At 42.5% G+C, this 17,232-nt stretch carries 10 protein-coding genes and 2 pseudogenes; 4 read left to right on the top strand and 8 right to left on the bottom strand.

Annotated features, from left to right (window positions below; all coding sequences use genetic code 11):
• Positions 1–4 precede the first annotated feature (4 nt).
• The 3 genes from BV372_RS07855 to BV372_RS07845 all read right to left on the bottom strand — a co-directional run bounded on the left by BV372_RS07855 (position 5) and on the right by BV372_RS07845 (position 5,844).
• Entirely contained in the window at positions 5–3,370 is a 3,366-nt protein-coding gene (locus tag BV372_RS07855; RefSeq protein WP_086685567.1) for a PAS domain S-box protein, read from the bottom strand.
• A 738-nt stretch (positions 3,371–4,108) separates the two neighbouring features.
• A complete protein-coding gene (locus tag BV372_RS07850; protein ID WP_086685565.1) occupies positions 4,109–4,549 on the bottom strand; it encodes a hypothetical protein in 441 nt (146 codons plus the stop codon).
• Between the two features lie 440 nt (positions 4,550–4,989).
• On the bottom strand, positions 4,990–5,844 hold the full coding sequence (locus BV372_RS07845; RefSeq protein WP_086685659.1) for a DUF72 domain-containing protein: 855 nt from the start codon (positions 5,842–5,844) through the stop codon (positions 4,990–4,992).
• Between the two features lie 284 nt (positions 5,845–6,128).
• Between BV372_RS07845 and BV372_RS07840 the strand changes: the two are divergent.
• Positions 6,129–6,296, top strand: a pseudogene (locus BV372_RS07840) (helix-turn-helix domain-containing protein); the annotation flags it as partial.
• Between the two features lie 156 nt (positions 6,297–6,452).
• On the opposite strand, the gene BV372_RS07835 reads toward BV372_RS07840, so the two are convergent.
• Positions 6,453–6,848 (bottom strand): VOC family protein, encoded by a 396-nt coding sequence (locus BV372_RS07835; protein ID WP_086685561.1) that lies wholly within the window; start codon positions 6,846–6,848, stop codon positions 6,453–6,455.
• A 419-nt stretch (positions 6,849–7,267) separates the two neighbouring features.
• On the opposite strand from BV372_RS07835, the gene BV372_RS07830 reads away from it, so the two are divergent.
• From BV372_RS07830 to bchE, 3 genes and pseudogenes are all read left to right on the top strand, one after another.
• Entirely contained in the window at positions 7,268–7,993 is a 726-nt protein-coding gene (locus tag BV372_RS07830; protein ID WP_086685559.1) for a heme oxygenase (biliverdin-producing), read from the top strand.
• Between the two features lie 193 nt (positions 7,994–8,186).
• Positions 8,187–8,603 (top strand): annotated as a pseudogene (locus BV372_RS07825) (coproporphyrinogen III oxidase); the annotation flags it as partial.
• A gap of 35 nt (positions 8,604–8,638) precedes the next feature.
• A complete protein-coding gene (gene bchE, locus BV372_RS07820; protein WP_086685557.1) occupies positions 8,639–10,252 on the top strand; it encodes a magnesium-protoporphyrin IX monomethyl ester anaerobic oxidative cyclase in 1,614 nt (537 codons plus the stop codon).
• A 544-nt stretch (positions 10,253–10,796) separates the two neighbouring features.
• Here bchE and BV372_RS07815 read toward each other — a convergent pair.
• From BV372_RS07815 to BV372_RS07795, 4 genes are all read right to left on the bottom strand, one after another.
• Positions 10,797–11,054 (bottom strand): hypothetical protein, encoded by a 258-nt coding sequence (locus BV372_RS07815; protein ID WP_086685555.1) that lies wholly within the window; start codon positions 11,052–11,054, stop codon positions 10,797–10,799.
• 364 nt (positions 11,055–11,418) lie between these two features.
• Positions 11,419–12,132: a rubrerythrin family protein gene (locus tag BV372_RS38185; RefSeq protein ID WP_086685553.1), complete on the bottom strand. Its 714-nt coding sequence runs from the start codon at positions 12,130–12,132 to the stop codon at positions 11,419–11,421.
• 395 nt (positions 12,133–12,527) lie between these two features.
• Positions 12,528–15,704 carry an efflux RND transporter permease subunit gene (locus BV372_RS07800; RefSeq protein WP_086685550.1) on the bottom strand — a complete coding sequence of 1,059 codons (3,177 nt, stop codon included), beginning with the start codon at positions 15,702–15,704 and terminating at the stop codon, positions 12,528–12,530.
• Positions 15,705–15,806: 102 nt separating this feature from the next.
• The gene (locus tag BV372_RS07795; RefSeq protein WP_086685548.1) at positions 15,807–17,117 is read right to left on the bottom strand and encodes an efflux RND transporter periplasmic adaptor subunit; all 1,311 of its coding nucleotides are present in this window, start codon (positions 17,115–17,117) and stop codon (positions 15,807–15,809) included.
• Positions 17,118–17,232 lie beyond the last annotated feature (115 nt).

Raw genomic sequence — 17,232 nt, 5'->3', positions numbered from 1 at the left:
GTTTTTATTTGTAAGATTTAATCAGTGCGAGAATGTCTTGGTCTTGGAAATTCTTTGCCAGTTGGTGCAGCTTTTGTGCAACCGGGATGTATTTTTCATCCATTTCTGCTATTAATGCAGCTTGTTTAATAATTCCTTTAAAGTTACCTTTCATAGCTAACTCATACAGAGTTTTTATTTCTGCTTGAGGTGGCGCGACTAGCTTAGTATTGTCTCGCGCTGGCTGAGTTACGGTCTTCTCTTCTTCATAAACCCATTCCAGATGAAGATATTTTCGCAATTTCTGGAATAAATCTATTGCCTGTATCGGTTTGGGAAGAAAATCATTCCCACCGACTTCTAAGCTGCGATGTTGATCGGTTTCAAACACACTGGCTGAGGAAACAATGATCGCAATGTCTTTGAATTGATCTGATTCGCGAATGCGCTTGATCAGGCCAAATCCATCGAGTTCTGGCATTAACAAGTCTGTGAGAACGAGATCTGGTTGAAATTCCCAAACTTTCTCCCAACCCTCTTGCCCATTGATCGCTTCCGCGATCTCAAAGCCGATGGGACTGAGCAAGTTAGCAATGACTGAGCGATTTGCCCATTTGTCATCAACAACTAGAACCTTGGGATGCCAGTCTTTGATCCCAATAATTTGTCCTTTCTCGTCAGCTTGAGATGTTTTCACCCATTCATCAGCTTCGGGCAGGTTGACATCAAACCAGAAAATACTACCAACCCCCATCTCGCTTTGAACGTGAATGGTGCTGTTCATCAATTCCACAATTCTTTGGCTGATTGCCAATCCCAACCCAGTACCCTCAGTTTGGCGGCGGCCATCTCCCGCTTGCTCAAAGGGTTGAAAAATTGCTTGGAGTTTATCTTGGGGGACACCAATACCTGTATCGCGGATTTCAAAGCGAATTTTTCCTTCACTGCCATAGCTGATTGTAAAGGTGACACTGCCTGCATCGGTAAACTTGATGGCGTTGCTTAGAAGGTTGATTAACACTTGCCGCAAGCGTTTTTCATCAGCACGAATGCCAATAGGTAATTCTGAGGCTAATTGATATTGGAAGCTAATATTTTTCAGTTCAGCGCGGATGCGGCACATCTCGGCTACGCCTTGCAAGAATGCTGGGAGGTGAAAATCACTAGGCATGAGTTCTACTTTCTGCGCCTCTATTTTTGACAAATCTAAGATGTCATTAATTAAGGTCAGCAAATGAGAACCGCATTGGTAAATCACATCTATACGCGATCGCTCTTCTTCATGTAAATGTTTGGAACGCTGAAGAATTTGGGCATATCCCAAGATACCGTTGAGGGGTGTCCGCAACTCGTGGCTCATGTTGGCCAGAAATTCGCTTTTGGCGTAACTCGCTGCTTCTGCTGCTTCTTTGGCTTTAGCAAGGGCGATTTCTGCTTGTTTGCGTTCAGTAATATCAGTGTTAGCACCTACCCACTCTCGAATAGTACTATCTGCATTCAAAATTGGTACACCACGCGCACTGAAGTAGCGATACTCACCGTCATCACGCTGAATCCGTAGATCGGCTTCATAAACAGTGCGGTTAGCAAGTGCTGCTAACCAGACCTCGGTAGTGTCAGCTTTATCTTCAGGATGTACTGTATTTAGCCATCCCCAACCCCAGAGTTCTTCAACTGTTTGTCCTGTGAAAGCTCGCCATTGTGGTTGGTCGGTGATAAATGCACCTTCAGGATCAGTACTCCAAACAATTTGAGATGTCGCTTCAATTAGCGAACGGAATCGTTCTTCACTCTTTTGCAGCGCTAGTTCTGCTTGTTTGCGATCGCTAATATCTCTTGTTGTGGCAACGATGCCAAGAATGTTGCCAGCAGCATCACGCCAAGGAGCCTTTGTCGTTATAAAGGTGCAGTTGGTGACACCATTGGAGAGATATTCTTCATAAGCCTCAGTAATACCTGTGCTGATAATCTGGCGGTCTTTTGCCATCATTTCACGCGCAATTTCAGGCGGAAATACTTCAGAATCGTCTTTGCCGAGAATGTCCTCAATTGTTTTTCCAAGAAAGTTTGCCGTATTAGAGTTGAGAGCAACATAACGCCCTACACGATCTTTGACGACAATGATGTCTGGTGTACTTTCCAAAATAGAACGTAAGAGAATGTTACTTTCTTTTAAGGCTTCTTCAGCTTGTTTGCGATCGTGGATGTCAGTGCAAGTGCCTACCCACTCCCGGATAGTGCCATTCTCATTGAGGATGGGAACACCTCGACCTTGAAAATAGCGGTAGTTACCATCCACGCCTCGAATGCGATATTCTACTTCATACAAGCTAGTAGTCTGTACTGCCTGCATCCATGCCTGAGTCGTTTTTTCGCGATCTTCTGGATGAATTGCATTCAACCAACCCAAATTAATTATCTCTGATTCGGTTAGTCCTGTGTAAGCTCTCATACTCGGCATATCTGGCGATCGCCCTTCAGTATCCGCTGTCCAGACTATTTGAGAAGTTGCAGCAATCAACGAACGGTAACGTTCTTCGCTTTGCTGAAGTGCTATTTGAGCTTGTTTGCGATCGCCAATATCCTGAATTGTGGAAATAAAGTAGACAGGTTCCCCAGAGGCTTGACGTAGCAACGAAACATCAAGGTTAATCCAGATGATAGAACCGTTCTTATGGATGTATCGCTTCTCCATTGAGTAGCGAGGAATTATACCTCTAAGCAACTTTTGGACAAAATCTAAATCCGCTTCCAAGTCGTCGGGATGAGTAATATCTTGAAACGTTAGTGCTAATAGTTCCTCACGCTCATACCCTACAATGTCACAGAAGCATTGATTTACTAGCAGCCAACGTCCAGCCAAACTTAAATGACAAATGCCTATGGCCGCTTGTTCAAAAGTTAAGCGGAATTGTTCTTCACGTTCTTGTAGCTCTAACTCTGTTTGCTTGCGCTGAGTAATGTTTTCGCTAAACAATGTAATGCCGCCAATTTCACCGCTAGCGGTATGCCAAGGACGTATAGACCAGCTTACCCACTCCATAGATCCATCGGCTCGTGGATAGGGCTCTTCATCGCGTTGTGCGATCGCTCCTACTAAACACTGTTGGTGAATCTGCCTCCACTCCGGTGGAATGTCAGGAAATATGTCGTAGTGAGAGCGTCCGATAATGTTATCAGTTACCTTATGTTCCTCTAACCATTTGCGACTCACACTTAGATAGCGCATTTCTCGATCCAATATGGCGATTGCCACAGAAGCATAGTCAATTGCTTGCTGCAAATATGCTGCGCTCTCACATAGAGCGATTTCTGCCTGGTTATTTCCAATCACACCAGTTTTCGCTCCAACATTTGTCTGGGGGTTTTCAGATGGGAATCGTTGGCTCATGGTCAGTCCTAAATTCCAGGGGGGATTATCGGGCTTTTATGCGATCGCGGGTCGGATTAGCTCCACATCTGAGCTTTTTAATTGAGAATTACTCATATAGTTATATATAGATGTTTATAAAAGTAGATTGTTAAATTGGAGACACGAGCGAGGTAAATCTATTTCTGACTCCTCTATCTCTATTGAATCCAATAGTTGTAAAGCCGAGATCCGAAGAAAAACGGAAATATAACTTTACAATGCTTAATTATTAATTAGCTCGAAAAAATCGCCTGCAATGCTTGCTATAGTAATAAAACAAGTTTTTTCCTGCTTATAATTTAGCTAAACAGTTTTTTAGGAAAAAAGTAGCAATTGCTACTAAGTTTGGTATATTGCCTTCGCTATTTACTTAAATATAGATTTCTGTATTCCTGGGGTAGCGATCATCAACTCCCTGTCGCAGGGCTTGCACTGTTGCACTCTGAATAAACAGCGCTAGCAGACACAATCAACAATCATTACCGAAGAACAGGCAAAGAGTACAGTGCCGAAGGAGTGTTTCTCATTCGGCAACTGGCGCTCGCATAGCGTATCCGTAGGATTCACCCGTAAAGACGACACCGCAAAGGAGCAAATGGTTGAAAGCTCCAAAATTTATTCATGGAGACAAAAAACAATTCCTTGTTAAAATCCCCTGAATTTATTTATGGGTTTACCTGCATCTTTGCGTTGCTTTGTCTGGGCGTCTCCTCAACTTTATCTTGCTCTTTGCCGCGTATAGCGCCCATCCAGACCTTGCTTAATCCAACTTAAACAGTCATATTCTGATTTGAATAATTTTGGCGCTGCAATATTATTCAATAAGTCTGGTGGGTAATGGTCGTAAAAATATTTACCCTCCTGTTGGCAGACAATAATTAAGTTGTGGCGGTAAATATAGCGAGATTTAAAACTATCGCCGTAGCTCACAAAGTCGGACTGTTGATCAATATGTTCTTTGGCAATATCAATGATATTACTGATACTACTGCCATAGATTCCCGCTGGATTCTCTGTTTTATGAAATTGGCTTTTATGTCCAACTTCTGCCAATAATTTATATGAATAAATTTCGTAATTATCGGCTTTGCCAAAAACAAATGGAATGATGAGATATCCTTTATATGACAATGAGCTTTCATAAAGAAGACGACTCATCTCAACCTCCTTTGGTGTAAGTGCTGCCTGAGATATGCCTCAATTTTCTCCATACTAACAGGTGACATATTACTGTTAGTTATTAGTGGAAGCTATATATCCACTTTATCTTTTTGCAAAGAGGGCTATCCCCCCTTTTTTTAGGAGAATATAAATAAAAGAGGCATACCAGAAAAGTATGCAATTACAATTATCACTCTTTTTGAAATTATTAGGTATTAGATATATTGCAAAAGTCAAAAATCCTGAATTGGATTGAGTGAAATCTCCTTATAGTTTCTCCATCAGAGACAGAGACGGGAAAGTTTGATAGTGAAATATCTATATAATGCATAAACAAGAGTAATCAGCAGAATGTAAGCAGATACATCTTTAATAAGCTGATTTTTGGCTTTTGAGAAAAATATCAATCAGTTGAAATGGCTAACAAATGAGGATGCTCACCATAAGCTGAGCTGGTTGGGCGGATGATCGAGGTTATTCCAAGGTAGAGGCGGAACTGCGACACCATGCTGTTCTAGTAACTTTTGGAAGTGACGTGCTGTACTGGGCGATCGCTCTTCCATCGGACAATGAACAAAGAAATAAATCCGCACTCCCGCCTGTAACCACTGTTGAATCTGCGTCACCCACTCTTCCATAAAAGGTTGATTCACAGCTAAATTGGGGTGAGAGATGAATCTAATCAGGCTAAAAGGCGCTGTGACACTAAATTGCACTGGTAATTTGGGTTTGCGTCGTTCCGAGTGTAGTTGGGGATCATCATCTCCTGTATAGATAGGGCGTGAATCTAACAGTACTCTGCCTACATTTAGCCTCTCTAACAGCGCTGTCAAATTACTAGCATGGGGTTCTTTAAACCAATCCTGATGGCGAACTTCTAGAGCTAGGGGCGCTACAGTACGCGGCCAAGCTTCTAAAAAGCTCGCCAAATCTTCTATTAATATAGGTGCGTAACTTGGTGGTAATTGGGCAAATATGGGGCCTAGATGCCTACCTAAAGGACGCATCCCCTCAAGAAATTTTAAAGCAGCCGGAATATACGGTTGCAGCAAACCTTGATGGGTGATATCTCGCGGCAATTTCAAGCAAAATTCAAATCCTGGAGGCGTTTCTGTTGCCCAACGAGTCACAGTTTCTTGATTAGGGATGGCGTAGAAAGTGGTATTACCCTCAACAGTCGTAAAGCGCCGACTGTAAAGGGAAAGAAACTCAGTTGTGCGAGTACCTTGGGGATAGAGTTCGCCCACCCATCCTTTAAATGCCCAAACTGCACATCCAATAAAAAAGTTCACAAGCTTTGCGCCTAAAAGCTTTGATGTTTCATACTCAATTGTACAAGTAGGTAATGTATCTGGAGGGAGCGATCGCAGCCAAAGACAAAAAACCCTCTTGAGTTCTATCTTCACCAAAAATAGATCTAAGAGCGAAAATTACTTAGCTATGGGTATCATATTTGATTTCTGAAAAAGGCCGCGAGCTAATACGGATAGAGATATCTGTCTAATAACGAACCATGAAAAACTAGCATCTAGAAATGGCGATACCTTCGGTAAGCTTCTCTTCGAGACGCTGCGCGAACGCTAACGCAGAAGTACAAGAATTTATAGATAGTCGCCTAGATGCCCGTGAGGTAAGAAAAGCTTTGGCGGTGAAACTGGTTTATCAAGGCTACAAGTATGAGGAAATCCAGACAATTTTAGATCTATCCATTAGTTCAATAACAAGCTGGAAGGAAGCTTACAAGAATAAATTAATTTAAAAATATTCATCGCAATTTTTGGTAATTGTAGGTGGGCATTGCCCACACTACGAGATTTTGTTTGCCTAAGATTTTAGATGCACTTGCTAATAGAGTCTCCATTTAGAGATTTTGATCTATTGACTTTTGATGCTTGATTCATTAAGGAAGTGGAGGAGATTCAAATCGTTGGATCTCAATCAAATACCCATTAGGATCGCGTAAAAAACAATGGTAAATCCTGTACTTTTCATTGAGTGTCGGTGGCTTTTCAAATTCAACACCGCGCTTTTGGAGGTACTCAAACCATTCGTCTACCTGCTGAGTTACCAAGGTAAAAATGATACTTGATTGTTTGTTGTTGGTTTTTGGGATGAACGCTTCGCTGTCTTGGCATAACCCTAAGTACCCAGAACCAGTAACATGATAAATCCGGCATTTTCCTTGATCCAGCCACAACTGAAAACCAAGCTTGTCTTCATAAAACTGTGTTGAAGTTTCAAGATCCTGGGTATACAAAAAGGTAATTTGCTGTTCAATGGGCGGGCGATCGCACATAAGATAGATTAAACAGATCTAATAAAAACTGGTTGAAAGGGTGCAGATTTAAGCTATGCTAAACTCAGTCTAGCTTTTCTCTGTCAACCAGACCTAGATCAAGGCAATCTCTGTAGAGCAAATTCGAGTTCGGGAATCTAGCAGGATAATTTTTTTACCGCTCTCAAAGAAACTGGTTTATGTGGATCGGGCCTCAGTTATGCCGACTTCGGCGGTGTAGTTCTCCTCAAGACTGACTTAAGTGGGGCTGATTTCAACGATAAATTGCCGATGCTGGCTTAAGAGGCGCAACTATCTTTGATGTCACAGACATAAATAGAGTACTGTGCCTACCTCAGGTTAATTTTTGAAAAGTTTAGTTTGTTTAGTATTTATATAGCCATAAAGTTATATAGGCATTAAAATATTAGGAATCGGGTATGAGTAGCGATCTAGCAACCAAGTTAAGGGAAGGAACGAAACACTCCCATACAATGGCGGAAAATACGGCGTTTATGAAGTGTTTCCTGAAAGGAATTGTGGAAAAAGAGCCGTTCCGTAAACTGACAGCGAATTTGTATTTGGTCTATAGTGCGTTAGAAGCAGAACTTCAGCGTCATAGCACTCATCCTGTAATCAGTCTGATTTATTTTGGGCTGTTAAACCGTAAGGCAAATTTAGAGAAAGACCTCGCTTTTTACTACGGTGAGGACTGGTGCGAGCAAATATTGGCGCTAGAAGCAGGTAAAGCTTATGTTGCTCGAATTCAAAAAGTAGCAAACACAGAACCTGCATTACTAGTTGCTCATGCTTATGTTCGCTATATGGGGGATTTGTCTGGGGGTCAGAGTTTGAAAAAAATTGTGCGTTCAGCGATGGACTTACCACCGAATCAAGGAACTGGACTGCATGAATTTGAGGCTCTACCTACTGTTGAAGCCATCAGAGCATTTAAAGCTCAATATCGTGATGCTTTGAATTCATTACCAGTAGATGATGCTTTAGCTGAAAAAATTATTGCAGAGGCAAATTATGCTTTTGAACTCAATCGCAATGTTGTCCAGGAGTTAGAACCTGATGTGAAAGCTGCAATTGGCGATCGCGTTTTTGATTTGATTACCCGCCAAGATCAACCTGGCAGCACAGAATTAGTTGCAGCTGAATAAGCATCAAACTTCAAAAGTAAAATTTAGGGAAACTCTTGATTTTGGCGTTTTTTTTGAGTGTAGGTATCTTCTCTCTACAAATTGGATACCTGCACTGATGAAAGAGTAAGTCACTCAGTACTTCAAATGTCCATCATCTGAGACTTTGATGGGCGATGCCTACGATGTGTACTCAGCAGGCGTAATTTTTATTGGCTTTGGGATTACTTCCATTAGTATGCTGCATGACGTTTACGTTCAAAATATTAAGCATCTCAAAAGTTACTACCAAGCAATTGATACAGGCATCATGCCGATTGAAAAAGGAGTAAGTCTGAATCGAGATGATATTCTCCGCCGCGCTGTGATTATGGAATTGATGTGTCAGTTCAAACTTTCAATTAATGATATAGAAGAAAAATATCATATAGCTTTTGATACGGATTTTAATGAATATTTTGCCAGAGAATTATCTGAGTTGAAATTGCTAGAAGCTGATGGACTAATTCGGATAATACCCAATGGTATTGAGGTAACACCGAGTGGCAGATTACTCATCCGTAATATTGCATCCATCTTCGATGCTCATACTAGAAAGCGAAAAAATGCAGCTTTTTCTAAAGCAATTTAATTGCTAATCATCTTTCAAGCAGCAGGAAGAAAATTATGCGTATCATGATGATTCAACCCAACTATCATTCTGGGGGTGCGGAAATTGCTGGGAATTGGCCACCAAGTTGGGTTCCTTATGTTGGTGGAGCTTTAAAGCAGGCTGGTTTTACCAATATCCGCTTTGTTGATGCGATGACAGACTATATTCCTAATGATGTTTTAGCGGAGATGATCGCTAAGTATCAGCCGGATGTTGTATTAGCAACGGCGATTACGCCGATGATTTACCAATCGCAGATAACTCTGAAAATTGTTAAAGAAGTTTGCCCGCAAGCAAAGACAATTATGGGCGGGGTTCATCCTACCTATATGTACAATGAAGTGCTGAATGAAGCACCTTGGGTAGATTACATTATCCGCGGCGAAGGAGAAGAGATTACAGTTAATTTACTAAACGCGATCGCCAATGGTACAGATGGAAGCGATCGCCGTAATATTTTAGGTATCGCCTTTCTCGAAGATGGTCAAGTGCTTGCTACACCAGCCCATCCCCCAATTGCTGATCTGGATACCCTCACCCCAGATTGGGATCTCTTAGACTGGAGCAAATATATCTACACCCCTCTCAACGTGCGGGTAGCTGTCCCCAACTATGCTAGAGGATGTCCATTTACCTGTCGTTTTTGCTCCCAGTGGAAGTTCTGGCGTAAATACCGTTCCGGTTCTCCCAAGCGCTTTGTCGATGAGATTGAAATTTTGGTGAAAAAACATAAAGTTGGCTTTTTCATTCTTGCTGACGAAGAACCGACAATCAACAAGCCCAAATTTATTGCGTTGTGTAACGAATTAATCGAACGTAATTTGGGCGTACATTGGGGAATTAATACACGCGTCACAGATATTTTGCGAGATGAGCAAGAATTACCCCTTTACCGCAAAGCCGGACTAGTTCATGTTTCTTTAGGTACAGAAGCCGCCGCCCAGTTAAAGTTAAATTTGTTCCGCAAAGAAACGACAATTGAACAAAATAAGCGGGCGATCCAACTGTTAAAGCAAAATGGTATCGTTGCCGAAGCTCAATTCATCATGGGTTTAGAGAACGAAACCCCAGAAACAATTGAACAAACCTATAAAATGGCACTGGACTGGAAAGCAGACATGGTGAACTGGAATATGTTTACCCCTTGGCCATTTTCGGAATTATTTCAAGAATTAGGCGATCGCGTCGAGGTGCGGGATTATTCGCAATATAACTTTGTCACCCCGATCATGAAGCCGAACGCAATGGAACGGGAGGATGTTCTTAAAGGAGTGCTGCGGAACTACGCCCGTTTTTATCTACGCAAAACGATTGAGTATTGGTTTGTCAAAGATCCCTTTAAGCGGAAATATCTTTTAGGTTGCTTGAAGGCTTTTGCCCAAACTACCCTCAATAAACGCTTTTATAATCTCAAACGGGTGAAATACAAAGGACTGCATACAGAAATTGAGTTAGGTTTTGACGAGTCCAAAATTCTCACTCCCGAACAAATCGCCCAACGTAAAGAACAGCATCCAGAATTGACAGCAGATGTGAATTTTACTGGCAATATTTCCGCTTGCGGCGCACCCAACGATCTTCCGGAATATCAAGGTGACGATCAGGATGTGCCGAGCATGAAAATATAAGGAATGAGAAGATAATTACTAATTCGTAATTCGTAATTAAGAGAGACAAAGCAATCGCTAAATTTAAAATTTAGTGGTCGTCAATTAGCGGCAGGTTCAGAGCAAGCATTAATTGTAATTACGAATGATGATATCATATCCGCTAAATTAGTTGCGATATGTCCGCCACGAGTGCAACGAAGCAATCCCAACACCTTTGCGATTGCTTCCCTCCGGTCGCAATGACAACTGTTCAACCGGACATGATATGAACTATCAATTACAAATTACTTTGACTTTCCCACACCTTTACTTATAGGCGTGGGATTTTTACTTTACAAGGGTTGTCGTTGTACTTTGTGATAATTATTCGAGCCTTTTTGTTTTAGGGAAACACACTGTTGCGATCATTTAAGCTGAGGTTCAGTATCTACAAAACCTTGAACGCTTTACACAAAGACTATTGAAGGTAGCAACGACACTTTTTAGTCCCACATCAATTTCTAAAACTTCTCCTGGTGGCTTTGCTTGATGTCACACCCAGAAAGAGTAAGCTCTATTTATGTTAAAACTGTAAAACAACATTTGACCCTAAAGGCATAATGGCAGTAGCAAAATGAGTGGTTTGAGTGTCAGGGTTAACCCACTCTTTTACCAGTACAAACTCAGTTTCTGGATCATAAAACAAAACAGCTAAAGATATCTGACCTTCCCAGCAATAATGTACATTGCCATCTTTAGAGAAGTACACAGCACCTCTTCCATGTGCATAAAAACCATTTAAAGCAGTTCTGGCAAGAGTATTCCAAGAAACAAATTTCATGACGCCACCTCGTAGATTAGTATTTCATGTCGCTTCATCCCAGATATACTTACAAAAACATTGCTCATCCGTATAAAAACTGAGATTTATTAGAACTTTTTTTGTGTCTACTTCTTGGATGTGAATCATAACCAGCTTGATATTAAGCTGTTTACTTGATCGGGCAAACAGCTCTTGGATTTACTAGCCAATATATATAGGTTTATTTTTTACTAATGAAATGCTAATAAATAAAAACCTACACCTGTGAGAAGAAAACTTCTCCCAGGGTAGCAAATGACGTGTTGAGTAAAAAGTTTCTGCGCTATGAGTTTGAGCTTAATTAGACACCATTCATCCTCACGAGAACCGCCACATTACAATCTTAGGCAGCGACTTTTTCCTCAAGTGGTTTAAAAGTCTTTTTGCTAGCACCGCAGATTGGACACTTCCAGTCATCAGGAATTTCTTCAAATGGTGTTCCAGGTGCAATACCAGAATCAGGATCGCCAGCAACGGGATCGTAAATCATACTGCATTGTCTGCAAATCCATTTACGAGTTTTAGGATCATCACCTGCAACTCTAGTTGCTGCTTGTCCACCGTTCAGGACTTCTAAAGCTTCAGCGTAGCGATCGGCGTGGTAATTTTCGATAAATTTTAGCAAGCCAAAACGATGTGCTGCTTCTCGAAATGTATTGGCATGATCGGTAGATTCTTTAGCTTGCTTAAGGAATTCTTCCGCAGCAGAATTATCGCGATCGCGTTGGGCAGCAGAGGCAAATTCTGGATACATTGTAGTGTATTCATAAGTTTCGCCTTCAATGGCCAATGATAAACAACGAGATACAATTTCCCGCTTTTGTTCATCAGTTAAAGCTGATGGATCATTGATAGCTAATTCTGGGTGTAGCAAAACAAAATGTGCAAAAGCATGTTCTGTTTCTTGTTCTGCTGTTTCTTTAAAAAGTTTCGCCAAATCTGTAAACCCAAGTTTACGCGCCACTTCAGCAAAGAAAAGATACTTCCGATTCGCCATCGATTCACCACCGAAGGCAGCTTCTAAGTTTTGGAGTGTAGTAAAGTTAGACAAATCCATAATTATTGGATACTTGTAACGTGATATTTTGCTTGGAAAATACAGACTTTAAAACCGGGTAAATGAGAAGATACTCTAATGATTCAGAAACGTTTTATACAACGTTTTTTATGCTACAGTAATTTACCCGTTTTGTTAGCTGCACCAGGACAATTATAAAACTGAAAAGTTTTGCAGTCGGCAAATTCTAGTTTTAATTTATTAGTGCTGATCTTACAAACAAAGGCAGAGGGCAGAAGCAATAGAAGGGTAGACTGCAATTTCACTCAGTTTCACCCTTGCCAAAATAAAAAGATTCTGCCCAAAACAGGCGGGCTTGAATCTATTTTGGGCAAAGCAGAAAGAGAACCAAAAAACTTTTATCTTCCCTTCTACCCTCTGCCTTTTTACCAAGCTTAAAAATGGGTTGAATGCGGAACTTTGCCATCCTGGCTGGGTTCTGGGAGTAGCGGCTGCTGCTTGTGGGGGCGAAAGCGATCGCGGATTCTGCTGACTACGATATACAAAATCGGTACGACAAACAGACTCAATAAAGTAGAAACAATCATCCCACCAGCAACAGCTGTACCAAGAGATTGTCTGCTGGCTGCACCTGCACCTTCGGCTTCTACCAAGGGCAAAAGACCGAGGATGAAAGCGAAGGATGTCATCAGAATCGGTCGCAAGCGCTCCTCAGATGCTTGGATTGCTGCTTTGACCAGAGGAACACCGCGTTCTCGGAGTTGGTTAGCAAATTCCACAATCAAAATGGCGTTTTTACTAGCCAGACCAATCAACATTACCAAACCAACTTGACAAAATACATCGTTGGCTAGACCCCGTAGTGACTGAGCCGATAATGCCCCTAAGATAGCTAGGGGAACGGCAAACATAATAATCAGTGGATCAACATAGTTCTCGTATTGAGCAGCCAGTACCAAAAATACGAAGACAAGTCCCAATCCAAAAATTAAAGGTGCTAAACCCCCAGATTGTTGTTCTTCGGCGGTAATCCCCGACCATTCGTAACCCATGCTGGCTGGTAAAACCTCTTTAGCCAATTGCTCCATTGCTTTGGTTGCTTGTCCGGAACTAAACCCGGGAGCAGCACCACCGTTGATTTCAATTGAGCGGAACAAGTTGTAGTGAGTAATGGTTTGCGCCCCAGTCGTGGGAGTAACTTTTACCAAATTACTCAGAGGTATCATCTGATTATTGGCAGAGCGCACGTACAACTTACCAATATCTTCAGGGTTAGAACGAAACTGTGCGTCTGCTTGCACATAGACTCGGTAAGTCCGCTGTAACAAATTAAAGTCGTTGACATACCGTGAACCCAAATAACTCTGTAAGGTGTTAAAGATATCGTTGACTTTAACTTGCAGGGCTTTGGCTTTGCTGCGGTCTACTTCAATTACCATCTGCGGTGTATTGGCACTAAATGTGCTAAACACAGCTTGCAATCCTGGTGTTTGATTACCGCGTTGGAGTAACTGACCCATAACTTGCGTCATTGTACCCAAGCCATTATTACCAGCTCTGTCTTGTAGCTCAAATTGGAAACCGCCAAAACTACCTAAACCCTGAATCGCTGGTGGGTTAACTGGTAAAATTCTCGCTTCTGGGATTGCCGATAGCACTCCCCGCAGTTTATTCATAATGCCTTGTGCGGATTGCTCCTCACCAGTGCGCTCATTCCAAGGTTTGAGGGTGGTAAAAATTGCACCACTGTTAGCAGTGTTACCACTAAAACCAAAGCCACCAATGGCGAAAGTACCAACTACCTCTGGCAATTTCAGGATTTCTTTTTCTACCTTCGCCATAACGTTGCTGGTGTAGTTGAGCGAAACTCCTTCTGGCCCTTGGATAATGGTGATGAAATAGCCTTGGTCTTCTTCAGGAATAAATGCTGTGGGTACGCGGGTGTAAACCCAGGCTGTCAAACCCAAGGACAGGACAAATAATAAGACAACGATCGCAGCGACGCGGTTGAGACGAAAAAGCGATCGCTCGTACCCTCTACGCATCCAATCAATAAATCTATTTACTTGATTGAAAATCTTGCCTAACCAACCACGAGGTTTTTGTCCGGGACGCAGTAATAAGGCGGAGAGCGAAGGCGTCAGGGTCAGAGCCAAAAAGGTAGAAATGGCAATCGAAAAGGCGATCGTCAGCGCAAACTGTTTATAAATCTGCCCTGTGGAACCAGGAAAGAATGCCACGGGAACAAATACAGCCATCAATACCAAAGAAGTTGCCAGTACCGCCCCAAACAACTCGCGCATTGATTCAGAAGCCGCTTGGCGCGGTGACATTCCCTCTTCTTCAATCAAGCGGGAGATATTCTCCACGACGATGATTGCGTCATCAACCACTAACCCTGTTGCTAAGGTGATGCCAAACATCGTCAAGGTGTTGATCGAAAACCCAAATGCCTTGATAAAGGCGAATGTACCGACCAACGCCAGGGGAATCACAATCACCGGAATCAACGTCGTGCGCCAGTCCTGTAAGAAGATAAAAATTACCAGGACGACAAGAGCGATCGCTTCCACCAACGTCTTCAAAACTTCTGCTAGTGAAGCTTCCACGAATGATGTGGTATCAAAAGCCACTTGATATTTCATCCCTGGCGGAAAGCTTTGTGCAAGTTTCACCATTTCTACTTTCACCGCCTTAGCAACATCCAAGGCGTTACTCCCGGGGGTCGGAAATATCCCTATACCGACACCTTCGTTACCTCTAAATCGCAGAAACGAGTTATAGTTTTCTGCTCCTAGTTCCGCCCGACCCACATCCTTGAGTGTGATCAGCGAGCCATCAGCAGCGGTTTTGAGAACTACATTGTCAAATTCTGAGACATCTGTCAGCCTACTAACTGCTGTCAAGTCTATTTGGTAATTTTGATCCTTAGCTGTTGGCTGCTGTCCAATTTGCCCAGCACCCACCTGTAAGTTTTGTTCGTTAAGTGCATCAATTACATCTTGGGCGGTAAGGTTACGACTAGCAAGACGGTTGGGATCGAGCCACAAACGCATAGCGTAGCGGCGTTCACCAAAAATTCGCGCCTCACTCACACCTTTAATTCTTTTGAGGGCATCTACTAGATATAGGTCGGCGTAGTTGCTTAAAAAGACGTTGTCAAAAGCCTGTTTTTCGGCATACAACCCCATCGCTAAGAGGATGTTGTTGGATTGTTTGCTAACAGTGACTCCAGTTCGCTGCACGGCGTCTGGTAACAACGGTTGAGCAACAGAAACCCGATTTTGCACATCTACCGCCGCAATATCTTTGTTGCGCGCTGCATCAAATGTGACTGTAATCGTACTAGTACCGTTGTTACTACTGTTTGAGGTCATGTATTTAATGCCCTCAACCCCGTTAATTTGGCGCTCTAAAACAGTTGTAACGGTGTTTTCGACAACTTCAGCACTCGCCCCCACATAATTAGCAGTAACGTTAATTTGCGTCGGGCTGATTTCGGGATAGCGGTCTGTGGGCAGTGTTGGGATGCTAATTGCTCCTACCAAAAGGATGATGATGGAGCAGACACTTGTAAATACAGGTCGCCTGATAAAGAAGTCAACAAACATGGGAATCGTTGCTCAAGTATTGGAAATGGGGTATTGGAAATGGGGCATGGAGCATTGGTTATTTCCCCCTGTCTGACTTGTCCTGCTTCTAGCCCCTAGTTCCTACTCTGGAATGACAGGAACACCGTCTCTGAGATTCAGCAACCCGGAGACGATAATTTTTTCTTCTGGCTGTAATCCTTCAATAACCTGGTAATTATTGCCTTGAATATTGCCTAACTTCACCCGCTTTTGCCGAGCTACTAATTGGGAATTACCTTGTGGGTTATTTTCTGTTTGCGCTACATAAACAAAAGTTTCCCCTGCTACACGAGACACTGCTGTTGTCGGAATTAAAACTCCAGATTTCCGATTCCAAATCACTCTAGCCCGCACTAATTGATCTGCCCGCAACTTACGTTGCGAGTTATTCAAGAGTGCCTTGACTTGGATTGATTGAGTACCATTACCGATGGTTGGAGAAATGAAAAATACTTGACTTCTACCCAAAGGTTGTCCTTGGGCGTCCATTACTTCGATTGGTAATCCTTTACGCAATTGCGGTCCCCGCTCAAGGGGTACAGAGATGTTGACTTCTAAAGGTTGGTTTTGAGTGATGGTAGCTAATTGTGTGGAAGTATTCACAAAATCACCGACTTTTACGGGAATATCACCAACTGTCCCCGGAAAAGGAGCAGCAATTTTGTAGTACTGAAGTTCGACTACTTGTTGCTTAGTATTTGCCTCAGCTTGCTGCAAAGCTTTTTCTGCTTGGGATACGCTCGCTTGCTGTGCTTGAATCTTGGAATCTATGGCGTTGAGTTGAGCTTTGGCTGTAGCTAGCCGATTGGCATATTGATCTCTAGTCTGTCGGGATACTGCTCCTTGGTCGGCGAGGCTAGTATACCTGTCATAATCTTGCTGGTTCAATCGCACATCAGCAACATTAGATAAGCGATCGGCTTGTAGAGATTTAAGGGTAGCTATGGCATTTTGTAGTTGTGCTCTGGCCGCTTGGGACCCAGCATTTAATCCACTAACTGCTGCTTGTTGCTGTCTTGGGTCTACTTGAACAATTGGCGTTCCTTGAGCAACGGTATCTCCCGATCGCACAAATATTTGCGTTACTTGTCCTTGAATTCTCGGTTGTAACTTAACTGAGCGCCGGGATTCTAGGTTAGCAATAAAATCGGAACTCTCCTCAATTGTGCCTGCTTGTACTGGCGCTAACTTAACTCTTACTCCCGGAGGAGCATTAGTTGGTGCAGCTGCTTGATGTTGAGGAGTTACCAAACGCCAAACTATAGCTGCACCGCCAAGCAATAATAGTGCAGCTAACAATAACCGAAGCCACCGCCGTTGTTTTGGAGGTGGCTCAAATGATGACTCTGGAAGGCGTTCTTCAAAATCAGTTTGATGTTCAGGGGATGTCATGGTATGCAGAGAACCTAAAAAAAAAATTAACTACTAATGAGTTAGAAGAAATACAGTTGATTGAAATTTAATTTACTGATTTAGCATGAGGCTTGATGAAAAATTATGTGATATC

This window comes from Nostoc sp. T09, assembly GCF_002154695.1.
Lineage (GTDB): Bacteria > Cyanobacteriota > Cyanobacteriia > Cyanobacteriales > Nostocaceae > Aulosira.
The sequence above is the reverse complement of the archived record's forward strand: the minus strand, read 5'-3'. Positions and strand labels throughout refer to the sequence as shown.

Excerpts from the sequence above, each read along its gene's own strand:
- BV372_RS07855 (WP_086685567.1), bottom strand. The coding sequence starts at position 3,370 with ATGAGCCAACGATTCCCATCTGAAAACCCCCAGACAAATGTTGGAGCG.
- BV372_RS07850 (WP_086685565.1), bottom strand. The coding sequence starts at position 4,549 with ATGAGTCGTCTTCTTTATGAAAGCTCATTGTCATATAAAGGATATCTC.
- BV372_RS07835 (WP_086685561.1), bottom strand. The coding sequence starts at position 6,848 with ATGTGCGATCGCCCGCCCATTGAACAGCAAATTACCTTTTTGTATACC.
- BV372_RS07830 (WP_086685559.1), top strand. The coding sequence starts at position 7,268 with ATGAGTAGCGATCTAGCAACCAAGTTAAGGGAAGGAACGAAACACTCC.
- bchE (WP_086685557.1), top strand. The coding sequence starts at position 8,639 with ATGCGTATCATGATGATTCAACCCAACTATCATTCTGGGGGTGCGGAA.
- BV372_RS07815 (WP_086685555.1), bottom strand. The coding sequence starts at position 11,054 with ATGAAATTTGTTTCTTGGAATACTCTTGCCAGAACTGCTTTAAATGGT.
- BV372_RS38185 (WP_086685553.1), bottom strand. The coding sequence starts at position 12,132 with ATGGATTTGTCTAACTTTACTACACTCCAAAACTTAGAAGCTGCCTTC.
- BV372_RS07800 (WP_086685550.1), bottom strand. The coding sequence starts at position 15,704 with ATGTTTGTTGACTTCTTTATCAGGCGACCTGTATTTACAAGTGTCTGC.
- BV372_RS07795 (WP_086685548.1), bottom strand. The coding sequence starts at position 17,117 with ATGACATCCCCTGAACATCAAACTGATTTTGAAGAACGCCTTCCAGAG.